This is a genomic window from Aeromonas sp. ZOR0001 (assembly GCF_000801015.1).
In the GTDB taxonomy this organism is placed as follows: domain Bacteria; phylum Pseudomonadota; class Gammaproteobacteria; order Enterobacterales; family Aeromonadaceae; genus Aeromonas; species Aeromonas veronii.
In genome coordinates this window covers 33,032-44,608 of sequence record NZ_JRJY01000120.1, presented here as the reverse complement: position 1 = coordinate 44,608, position 11,577 = coordinate 33,032, and the positions used below count along the sequence as shown (strand labels likewise).

7 protein-coding genes are annotated in these 11,577 nt (G+C 53.2%); all 7 read right to left on the bottom strand.

The genetic code is table 11. The features are described from left to right. The coding region (locus L972_RS21665; RefSeq protein WP_231560934.1) for a retention module-containing protein at positions 1-1,840 on the bottom strand (1,840 nt) is incomplete at its 3' end. A gap of 254 nt (positions 1,841-2,094) precedes the next feature. Continuing rightward, positions 2,095-4,020, bottom strand: coding sequence for an EAL domain-containing protein (locus L972_RS15750; protein WP_047439418.1), 1,926 nt, complete (start codon positions 4,018-4,020; stop codon positions 2,095-2,097). A gap of 3 nt (positions 4,021-4,023) precedes the next feature. Continuing rightward, a complete protein-coding gene (locus tag L972_RS15745; RefSeq protein ID WP_231560935.1) occupies positions 4,024-4,776 on the bottom strand; it encodes a transglutaminase-like cysteine peptidase in 753 nt (250 codons plus the stop codon). Between the two features lie 134 nt (positions 4,777-4,910). Then, positions 4,911-6,230: a TolC family outer membrane protein gene (locus L972_RS15740; RefSeq protein ID WP_047439417.1), complete on the bottom strand. Its 1,320-nt coding sequence runs from the start codon at positions 6,228-6,230 to the stop codon at positions 4,911-4,913. A gap of 38 nt (positions 6,231-6,268) precedes the next feature. Then, positions 6,269-7,702, bottom strand: a complete 1,434-nt coding sequence (locus tag L972_RS15735; RefSeq protein WP_162504345.1) for an HlyD family type I secretion periplasmic adaptor subunit — start codon at positions 7,700-7,702, stop codon at positions 6,269-6,271. After that, positions 7,695-9,839 (bottom strand): type I secretion system permease/ATPase, encoded by a 2,145-nt coding sequence (locus L972_RS15730; RefSeq protein ID WP_047439415.1) that lies wholly within the window; start codon positions 9,837-9,839, stop codon positions 7,695-7,697. The genes L972_RS15735 and L972_RS15730 overlap by 8 nt, the downstream gene beginning before the upstream one ends. A gap of 373 nt (positions 9,840-10,212) precedes the next feature. Further along, the gene (locus L972_RS15725) at positions 10,213-11,142 is read right to left on the bottom strand and encodes a TIGR01212 family radical SAM protein (protein ID WP_047439413.1); all 930 of its coding nucleotides are present in this window, start codon (positions 11,140-11,142) and stop codon (positions 10,213-10,215) included. Positions 11,143-11,577 lie beyond the last annotated feature (435 nt).

The window sequence follows — 11,577 nt, the reverse complement described above, 5'->3', positions numbered from 1 at the left end:
CAAGGGTGGCGGTACCGCTGGCCCCACTCTCATCAAGCCCCGCCACCGCACTGCTGTTGACGCTGATAGCCACGCGTGGCACATCATCTTCCACGTTGATGGTAAAACTCCCTGCCGGGAAGCCATCTGTCAGCGGGTCTCCGTCACCATCGGTGGCGGTCAGTACACCAGAGAAGTCGATGCCCAAGCCAGCCAGTTGCTCGCTGTCATCACCATCTGCTGTCGGATGGTCCAGCGGACCACTCAAGGTAAAGCCATAGCTGCCATCTTCCCCCACAGTCAGGGTAAAGACCGGCACACCATCCGCACTGGCTGTCAGCACATTGCCCGCCACACTGTAGCTGAGCGCTACACCGCCACTGGTCAGTCCCAGCCCTACCAGACTGCTGACATCACTGCCCAGACCAAAGCTACCGGCCCCATCGGCACCAAAGTTGACCAGCGCATTAAGGGTACCAGCCAGCCCTGTTGCGCTCACACTCTGACCCGTCCCTTCGCTGTTACCGCTGGTCAGCGCATCTTCGTGCACCAAATCGCGCACGGATTGTTCCTCCCCATCAGCCAGAACTGGTGTGTCATCCAAAATGGTGACATCAAGGGTATCGCTGGCCGTATCACCATCACTATCGATTAGCACGACGTTAAAGCTTTCGCTCAAGGAGGTGTCATTGGCTGGTCTTGTATGGTTTTCATTATCACCAAGGATATAGCTGTAACTGACTTGCCCTGCACCGGTCACCGGGTTATAGGTCACGGCTGTGATTGTCAGGACATTTCCCAACGGGCTGATAATGGTTTGGGGAAACGATACACCGAACTGGCCATTGGTGATTAATGCAACGCCGCCCAACGTCAAACTCTGGACACCGTCAGGGGCATTGAAGGTAAACACGCCACCTTGAGTTAACGCTGCCGCATCAGGGGTTGAACCATCCGCCAAATTGGCATCACTGACTAGCACCTCTCCCCCTTCCCGATCCAGCCCAGCAAGATCCACTTCTTCATCGACTGGCGTGATGGAGATAACGAGTGTTGATGTCACTGTGTCCTGGCCATCCGTCACCTGATAATTCACTGAGGGAACGGCGCCATCATAGTTAGGCGCTGGCGTGAAGGTATAACTCCCATCCGGATTGATGATCAGCGTGCCCACACCGGTAATAGTGGCAGCAACGCCAGCAGGCACACCGAGGTTGATGCCCCAGTCATAAGAGACGATCGCTGCCGCCGTCGGACCATCCGGGTTGGTGCTATTGTCGAGAAGATTGCCACTGATGGGAGAATCCTCGTTGGTAACAATACTCTCATCAAGGTCTGTCAGCTCGTTTGGCAGGATTAAATCGGCCACTTGAGTTTGATCGATTGCAGGGGCTGTTTCGTAGGTTGTATCAAACCCAGCCTCCGCGATCGTGGCATCACCGGTTCGATCGATAGTGACAAAGCCACCGTTACCACTAGATCCAGCGACCCCACCAATACCGCCACCACCGGCCGCTGGTGCCCCACCGGCAGCAGAAGCCTCAAAGTTTTGAGTCGGGTCCACACCTTGCAAAATCGATTGCTGCAAGGCGGCGATATCGGAAGGGGCGCCGCCGGTGGGCGAGGCCCCTTGCGGTTGACCTGGTTCAACCGACTCGGAAGCCGTGGGTGAATTCTGTGCAGGGGTATCGTCATATGGGGAGAGTGCCAGCTTGGCATCATCCGCAATGGTCAACTTGGCGCCGGGTTGGAGTATTTCTCCTTTCTGCAAAGGGCGACTGCTTCCATCAGCCAATACAATCTCCACATTCCCTTCGATGGCTGAAACAACTACGGTCTTGTCGATAATTTGGGTACGCATATCCATTGCTCCAAGGTGACAGATCTTGATGTCTATACCGTAGAAGGAGATTGCGTTCCGTTCCGTTGCAAAAATGTATGCATATCAAACAAAAACGTAAAATAAAATCGAAAGATTTGATTTTTCCATATAAATCAGAGCACTAGATGCAAACCCATTCGACACCATGCGTGCTTTGTTTATATAAAGATAGAAAAAAGAGAATAGATATATATAAAAATGACCCCATTCGGGGCCATTTTATAGCGTTTTACTCAAGACAACGGAAAGGCGGGATGAACAAACCCCTGATAACCATCGATATGCAGCTTGGAGAGCAATTCCACTTGATGTTGATCTTCGACACGGGTCGCAATGGTGGTCACACCGGCATTGTGCGCGGCGCGGCACACTGCTGCCAGGAATGAGGTATCTGCTCCTGGCTCCATAACCTGGCTGGTATAACCATGGTCGACTTTGACATATGCTGGCGACAACTCCTCCAGATAACCCAGAGACTGGAAGTGACGACCATAGTGGTCAACCCCCCACTGGAAGCCATGTGCCTGCAAAGTGCCCACTAAAGCAGCGACGTTATCTTTATGCTTCATGATGGCGACTTCAGGTATTTCGAATAGCAGCCGCTCTTTCAACTCGGCATGCTCGGTCAGATAGCGAGTCAGCCAGGTTAAAAACTCATCCGAGCAGAGCGAGCCAGCAGTGATGTTGATCGCAAGCACCAGATCAGACTGCTTTTGCAATAAAGGAACGCAGGCATCGAGAACCGCCTGGTCAAACTCACCACCCAGTTTGAACTGTTCAATCGCGGGCAAGAACTGACCGGCAAAATAATCTGTACCATTACGGGAGATAGAGGCAAACAGCTCGGCATGCAATCTTGCGCCATTATCAAAGCGGCAAGCCGGTTGAGCTTTGAAGCGCCAAAGTTGCCGTGAAATAGCATCTTGTACCAGATCGCGCCAGGCCAAACGCCCCATCAAACCTTGTTCGGTCCCCCCTTCCATCACCACAGCACCGCGCCGTTCATTGCGCGCCTTGCCAAGTGCATTATCTGCCTTGGTCAACAAGGCAGAGAGATCATCACTACCATCACGACCGGCAATGCCGATGACGGAGAGCGCTCCACCTTCGTCCATAGGATTCACCACCAGATCGGCGATACGGCTATTAATCACTTCAGCCAACTCTTTTAACTGGGTGAGATCATTGGTTGGACAGAGCAGCGCGTACTCGGTCGCAGAGATCCGTGCCAAGGCTGCGCCATCCCACCCTTTTAATTGATCTTTCAAGGCCTGAGCGATCGATTTGACCATGTTGTCGCGGGCAGCAAAGCCTTCATCGCGATAGATATCATCCAGCATGTCGACCGCAACCAGCATGACACCACCTTGGCCTGCCTCCGCAATCCATGCGTTCACCTGCCCCACAAAATAGGCACGGTTGCCAAGGCCTGACACGGCATCAACATAAACCCGCTCACGCAATTTTTCGGCCTCATCGGCTTGCTCTTTGAACTGAACCGCCAACTTGCCAGATAGGGTATTGATAGCCTGTACGACCTGCTTCAATTCATGAGTGTTAGGCTCCGGGATCGTATGACCAAAATGGTGCAGCTCGATCTCGACGGCCTGTTCACAGATCTGTTTGAGTGGCTTGAGCAAGTAGTTCAGTGCTCTCATCAACAGAATTGTGGTGATCAAGAAACCGACCAGAAACCAGCTCGCCAACTCGCTCATCCCCCGCCACAACTCGTAATAAGCCTGGCCCGGGTGACCCACCACTTTTAATTTTCCAAGCTGCAGCCAGCCAGATGTCAGAATTGACTCGTTGGATACCTCGGGAAACAGTCCCAAATTCACAAACCATTGCGGCACCCCCTGGATGTTGGTGGTATTTTCCTGCTCGATGACATCCTTTGACGCCAGCAGATCCAGGCGAACCATCCGATAATAACCACCGTCAAAGATGGCCTGGATCACCGATTCGGCACCGACCTTGTCACCGTTTTCCAGATAGGGCGTGAGCGCAAGTCCCAACGAGGTTGCGGTATTGATGACCGTTGTTTCCTGTTGCTGCGCCAGATAATTGCGGGTTGAATTGAATTGCACCCAGTATGTGGCCGCAAATAACAATCCAAACAGCAGCAACATAGTGGCTAATAACTGTCGATAGAGCGTCATAGGTTAATCATCCAAATTCACCACTGGCCGAGCCAATCGCCCCGAGGTCATGCGATTGCGTAAATCATTCCATAATCCCAAGCGGGATGATTGACCAGCCAGTTCCCCTTGGCCACGCGCCTTCATCAACCACAAGTGACTACCGTTAAAGCTATAAATAGGCACCAGATCACGCCGCTGGGTGGCAGGGCGAATCGAGCCTATCAAATTATCCAAAATAACCGGAACGGAAGAGGGGGTCTCATAGTATGCCACCACCATGTGAAACTGGTTGTAATCAAGAGCTTTGACGTACACCATCCGCATTTTATCATCCGGGATCCCAAGCTCGAGCAGCGTAGAGTATTTGGCGATACTGAAATCTTCACAGTCTCCCCCGGCTGCCCCCAAAAATTCCAGCGGAGTTGCCCAATAGTCCTTTTTGCGCCACAACTTGATATCGTCAATAAAACGCATCCGATTGAAAAAATTATTTACCCGTTCGAGCTTTTTTTCTTCGCTCAGTGCTCTGCCCTTCGTCTCCATGACCAGCATACGCCAACTGGTTACACGCTTGCCGGCTCTGGCGCCATAGGTCTGCTCCGCCCGCTTGATCAAGTTGAGATCTTCCTGTGGCAGAGGCTGACTGGCACAGAGCAGAAGTGAAAAGGGTAACAGCAGGATCCATAAGGAGTGGCGCAGAGCACGTAGCGATCGGTATCTCCATTCATTGAGGAGATAACACCATCTGCCACCGCTATCGCACTGGAGTGTCACGTCATATACCTGCTGCATTATTGCTGCTGCACTCCTCAACCCCTTACAACCATCAGCTTTAGCCAAACATGGTGACTACCAGAGGTAGTCACCATGTTGGCGTTCATCATCCCGATAGGATCATGGGCAAACGGTTATTGCTTGGCCTGCCATTCAGCGGGTTGTTTGACGCTAAATGCATTGAGCAGGCTGCCTGTCGCGTTGAGAATGCGATAGTCCGCCAGCAGCGCATCATATTCGGCAGTGATGTAGCTGCGACGCGCCTCGAACAATTCGTTCTCGGTGTTCAAAACGTCCAGCAATGTCCGTTGACCCAACCCAAACTGCTTCTTGTACGCCTGTACGGTGTCATAGCTGGCGTCAACATGCTCTTTCAGGAAGGTCTTTTGCTTGGCCAGCGACTCTTTCGCGTTCCAGGCCAGACGAGTGCCTTCCTCTACTTGGCGGAACGCATTCAAATGAATGTCTTTCGCCTGCGAGTAGAGCGCCGACGTTGCATTGCTCTCTGCCACATCAGAACCGCCACGGAACAGGTTGTAACGCATCCGCACCATGGCGGTCAGATCATCGTTACGCCCTTTGCCCGCATCGACATCCTCATTCCAGTTCTGATCGACCTCGAATGTCACATTCGGGTAGAAACCGGATTTGGCCCCCTCATGCTGATACTTGGCCGCTTCGATATCCTGCAGGGAAGAGAGCAGGGTCGGATGAACTTCGGTCGCCGTTTTCAGGGCAGTATCGAGGCTGGTCGGGATAAGCTCGGTATTGGGAACCGGCTGTACCAGATCTTTTGGTACCTCGTTCACGACACGAATAAATTCACTCTCTGCATCGCGATAGTTGTTTTCGGCAGCCGCCTGATTTGAATAGGCCCGGGCAACACGACCATCGATCTGGGTCTGGTCTGCGGTAGAGCCCAGCCCTGAATCAGTCCGCTTGCTGATGTCGCTGCGGATCTGCTCGTGGGTTTCCAGGTTCTGTTTGGAGAGTTCCAGGATCTCCTGCTGACGGAGCATATTGAGGTAGACCTCAGCCACCCGCAGCGCGGTATTTTCTGCTTCGGAGATCATCGCCAGACGCTGGGCATTGGCTTCAGCTTCGGTTCGGGAGACGTTGTTGCTGACATCAAAACCATCGAACAACATTTGCCGCAGACTGAGTCCGGCTTCTTTACGCGTCAGTGAATCATCGCCCCTGAACCCAGGAGCACGAGTTGTAGGGCTGTCCGTTTTTTCATAGCCTACACCACCACGCAGATCGATCGTGGGATAATAGCCACCCTTGGCGCCATCATGTTGATAGAGCCGTGCCTGATAAAGATCAAACGCTTCCTTGATCTTGGGATGCGTAGCAAGTGTCTGTGCCACCGACTCTTCCAGAGTCTGCGCCTGACCCAAACTCGGGATCAGGGTACAGCCACTGACCAGCATGGCAACAATCGTTTTTTTCATGTTATCTCCAGTCATGTCTTGTTTTTTAGATTGTTGGCTTATCGTTCTCTCAGTGCCGACTGCTTTGCCCGTAAAATCGGCTTAAGCAAATAGTCTAGGACACTTTTTTTACCAGTAATGATATCAGCACTGGCTAACATACCGGGGATGATGGGAAGTGCGTTAAGCTCATCGCCCAAGTAACTCTTCTCTGTCCGTACCCGAACCAGATAAAAGGAGTTCCCCTCCTCATCCTGGATCGAATCCGCACTTATCTGTTCAACCTTGCCATGCAATCCTCCATAGATGGTAAAGTCATAGGCAGTTATTTTGACGATGGCATCCAGCCCCGGTCGCAGGAAGGCGATATCTTTCGGTGACACCTTGGCTTCAACCAGCAAGGTATCCTCCAGCGGCACAATCTCCATCAAATCCATGCCGGGCTGAACCACGCCGCCCAGGGTGTTGATCTTGAGCTTCTTGATGGTGCCTTTAAGCGGTGCAATCACGCTGGTCCGGTCAACCCTGTCTCGCAAGCCAACCTGCCCCTCTGACAACTGACCAAGCCGCCCCTGCTTCTCATTCAGCTCGGTCTGGGAGTCTGCCCTGAACTTCAACGCAATATCGTTGCGCTTGGAGATGGTCTCACGCAACACCGAATTGAGTTTTGGAATAAGCAGACGGTTGCTCTCCAGCTCCCCCTGCATCTCGTTAACCTGCCGCTCCAGCTTGATTAGCTCCACTTGAGGCACTATACCCTCTTTCGCCAGCGGACGGCTGATATTGAGCTCTTGTTTGGCCAGATCCACACTGCGGTTCACGGTGCGGATTTTGGCATTCAGTTCGATCAGTTCCTGCTCTTTCTGCTCGATCTGCTGACCAAGAATATAGAGCTGATTCTTCAGGTTATTCAGACGATCCCGCTGCACCGAACGCTCACGGTTGGCATATTCGGCAAAGACGGTTTCATAACCATCGGGGAACTGGATAGGTGCCTCCCCCACTACTACTTGTTCACGCCATCCCAGCGCGGGATCGCTTTTCACCTCGACACTGGCCATCTCGGCACGCAGGCGGGCCACATCCCCTTTCAGGGTGACCACCTCCTGCTCCCGTTCCCTAAAATCGGAACGGAAACGGGTGTCATCGATGCGCAGCAGCGGCTGCCCCTTCTCGACTATATCCCCCTCCTTGACGAAGATCTCTTTGACGATCCCCCCTTCCAGGTTCTGGATCACCTGCAGCTGACGGGATGGAATAACCTTGCCCTGACCTACGGTGACTTCATCCAGCTCGGCCCAGGCCGCCCAGACGATGGCACTCATGAAAAAAAGGAAACAGCACCACAACAGGATGCGGGCTCCGGTCGGCGTGGTCAGCAGCACAGCTGCCGCGCCGTCATCGACAAACTCCAGATGCTCGGGTGCCGGCAACACATCGTCAGAAGGCGCCTTTTGGCTGCGTTTGAACCAGCCCATGAGCCCCTTAACCATGGGACACCTCCTGCACACGCACCTTGCCTTCCTTCAACTGCTGCAACACCAGCTCTTTGGGGCCATCAGCCACTATCTGCCCCTGTTCGATGACGATCACCCGAGATGCCACATCCAGCATCGAGGTTTTGTGGGTGATGAGGATCAAAGTGGTTTCCGGGCCCAATCTGGCGAGCTCCTGTTTGACCTGCATCTCGGACTGGTTGTCCATGTTGGATGTAGGCTCATCCATCACCAGAATGGGAGGATCATTGAGCAGGGCGCGCGCCAATAGGATCGCCTGACGCTGACCACCGGAGAGCTGGCGGCCCCCTTCGCCGATCTGCCGATCCAGCCCGTTGGGATCCCGGTTGGTAAAATGGGTAACGCCTGCCCGCTTGGCGGCGCGCAAGACCCTCACGTCATCCACCAGCGGATTGCCCAGCATAATGTTGTCTCGCACCGAACCAAAGAAGAGGATGACATCTTGCGGGACACAGCCGATATTGCGGCGGATCACCGAAGGCGGCAACTGATCCAGCTCAAACCCATCGATACGCACCGAGCCATCAGTCGGCCGATACAGCCCCATCAGCAATTTCTCGAGGGTAGTTTTGCCCGCCCCAATCCGGCCGATAATTGCCACCTTTTCGCCCGGTTGAATGCGCAAATTAATATTGTGCAGGGTGCAGGTTTCCATTCCCGGATATTTGAAAGAGACATTTTCAAATTCAATTCGACCGGAAATCACCGGATGATGAATATATTGCTTGCCCTCCTCCTGCTCACCCGGGGTTTGCATGATTTTTTCCAAAATATCCAGTGCAGACTTGGCCTGGTTATAGCGGGTCGAGAGCACAGAGAGTTGCACCATGGGCGCGATGGCACGGCTGGATAGCATCACGGCTGCGATCATCCCCCCCATGGTCACATTACCCTCGGATATCTGGTAAACCCCGACGATCACCAGACCGACCGTCACCACCTGTTGAATATAACTGGCCAGCGAGGACATGGAGTTGGTAATACGGCGGGTTTGTACACCCCAGGTGGAAATATGGGAGACGGCCTGTTCCCAGCGATGCTGGAACATGCTCTCTGCGCCAAAAATCTTGACGGTTTCCAGCCCGGAAATACTTTCTATCAGGTTGGCGTTTTTCTGGGATGCTAGGCGTGAGCCCTCTTCAATGGATTTTTTGAGGGGTTCCTGGATATAAAAGCTGTAGGCGATCAGGATCAGCATGGCCACGATGGGCACCACCACCATCACACCGGCAAACATCCAGATAATAAAGAGGAAGAAGACGGCAAAGGGCAGATCGATAAGAGTTGAAACCGTCGCGGAAGTAAAAAACTCCCGCACCGATTCAAATTCCTGCAGATGTTTCGCGAATGCGCCGGTGGAAGCGGGACGGGACTCCATCCGCATGCCCATCACCTTGGCGAAAATCTTGGCCGACAGCAGCACATCGGACTTTTTCCCGGCAATATCGATAAAGTAACTGCGCAACTGCCGCATTACAAAGTCGAAGGTAAAGACCACCATGGCCCCCACCGCCAGCACCCAGAGCGAATCAAACGCCAGATTGGGCACAATCTTGTCATAGACGTTCATGGTGAATAGCGGGCTGGCTATCGCAAACAGGTTGATCAGAATGGAGGCGATCAGCACATCGCGATAGATACCGCGGGACTCGAACAAGGTGCTCCAGAACCAGTGGCCATCACGGGTTTCCAGCACCTTGGGCGAGCGTTCGTCAAACTTGAACTGCTTCTTCACATAGAAGAGGCGGCCCAGATACTCATCGCCCAACTGGGCTGCAGTCAGCCATTGCGCGGCATCGCCAGCCTGCGGGAAGATCACTTTCCCCTGGCTGCGATCTTCGTTCCACTCCAGCAGAATGCAGGCGCCACCACTGCGCATCTGCAATACGCAAGGCAGCAGCAAGGGAGAGATGTCGGCCAGTGGCTGGATCACTTCACGGGCGGATAACCCACCCCGCTCGGCAGCACGGCAAAAGAGTGCGGTAGTCAGGCGTCCGGAGACCAGTGGCAACCCGGTCGTCAGGGCATCCTGGCTGTTGGGCACACCATAAAAGCGGGTCAAGAAGACCAGACACTCCAATAACTCATCAATACGACTTGTTTCTGCTTGCATAGCATCCTGTCACTGCATAAATGAGGTCGATACGAGCGTTGAACGCTCATATTTTCCTGCAATAGTCACGCTAAAACCGGGTGGTCTTCCCGCCGATGAGCCTGATCAGGGGATAAACCTGCCCAGATAGATCGCGACACTCATCCTATATTCCCCTGCATGGCAACAATGGCGGCATGGTGCGTTATGGGTAAAAGATCGGTTCACCAGCGCCATGCTAGCACTGTAAGCAGGGGACATGTCGACGTTAATTGATAATGACATTTATTATGGCGCACCATGATATCAACCGGCACGTACCAAAACTATAGTTTAGGGTATGAACTTTTTATATAACCCTATGTTTTACGTGAAATAATAACTTTACACTCAATTATAGGTCAGGAAGTATAAAGGGGCTTCCCAACGCGTGGCCTTGCGGACCGCTCAATGAGAGTGCTTTGGCAATGTCCGCCATGGCCGTCCAACGATTTTCACACCAGACCGGCGCCAGCAGAGTCGGACGGCGAGCTGAGGCCGAAATACGGTGATATACCACCTCGGGTGGTGTGTTCTGGATCATGGCGACAGCGGCTTCCACATACTGCTCCAGCGTCAAGACCTCCAGCCGCCCCGCCTGCCACGCCTTGCCAAGGGTACTGCCTTCAACCACATGAAGTGGATGCAGCTTGATACCCTCCACGCCGGTCTCCACGATGCGATGCAGGGTATCGAGGCTGTCCATCGGCACCTCGCCCGGCAGGCCGACGATCAGATGAGCACATACCTTGATCCCACGCAGATGGGCACGTCTTACTGCATCCTCATAGGCGGCATAACCGTGGCCACGATTGATCCGTTGTAGCGTCTTGTCGTTGGCACTTTGCAGCCCGAGCTCCAGCCATACCTCGTAACCCCGGGCCTGATAGCCTGCCAGCAGATCAAGCACCGCATCCGGCACGCAATCGGGACGAGTGCCGACACAAAGCCCCACCATGTCGCTCACCGACAGCGCCTCTTCATACATCCGTTGCAGATACTCTACCTCGGCATAGGTGCTGGTATAGGCCTGAAAGTAGGCAAGATAGCGCTTGGCACGGGTGACTTCGTCCCGCCGGGCCAACAGTTGTTGCACCACTGATAGTTGCTGGGCCGACTCGTCGGCGAAGGAGGATACGTTGCAGAAGGTGCAACCACCGCGGCCCAGGGTGCCGTCCCGGTTCGGGCAAGTGAAGGCGCCGTGGATGGAGAGTTTGTGGATCTTCTGGCCGTGACGCTGCTTGAGATCCTGACCAAATGTATTGACGAGTTCGTGTAACTGCATGACACCTCCGCTAAAGGAGCGCCATTGTACGAGCTTGCACAAAACAGGGGCTGAGCTGGATCAAGCTAGCTGAGAGGGTAAAACATATAAATACCCGGTCAATTTTGAATAAATATAGAGAAAATGCGCAAAATAAAGAGTTTTTCAGGTAGTTGATGATTTCAACAATAAACGACCGTATGAAGATAAGACCTGATAACCTACTGTTGGACAATGAAAAATTCAAAGAGTCCCGACACCACACAATTGCAAGCCCGCGATATTGAAAATGTGATCCCTTCCGCTGTCGGTAACGCTTGGTTGGTAAAATTACTACATTCGCCCCCGGTCGCTAAGTACACCAGCGAACCCCACAACGGCGATACATTTAACTAAAAATAACAGTTTACACAGAGCAATCATGTGATTAATCTCGTTTACAACCTAAAATCCGAC

Excerpts from the sequence above, each read along its gene's own strand:
- L972_RS15750 (WP_047439418.1), bottom strand. The coding sequence starts at position 4,020 with ATGACGCTCTATCGACAGTTATTAGCCACTATGTTGCTGCTGTTTGGA.
- L972_RS15740 (WP_047439417.1), bottom strand. The coding sequence starts at position 6,230 with ATGAAAAAAACGATTGTTGCCATGCTGGTCAGTGGCTGTACCCTGATC.
- L972_RS15735 (WP_162504345.1), bottom strand. The coding sequence starts at position 7,702 with ATGGTTAAGGGGCTCATGGGCTGGTTCAAACGCAGCCAAAAGGCGCCT.
- L972_RS15730 (WP_047439415.1), bottom strand. The coding sequence starts at position 9,839 with ATGCAAGCAGAAACAAGTCGTATTGATGAGTTATTGGAGTGTCTGGTC.
- L972_RS15725 (WP_047439413.1), bottom strand. The coding sequence starts at position 11,142 with ATGCAGTTACACGAACTCGTCAATACATTTGGTCAGGATCTCAAGCAG.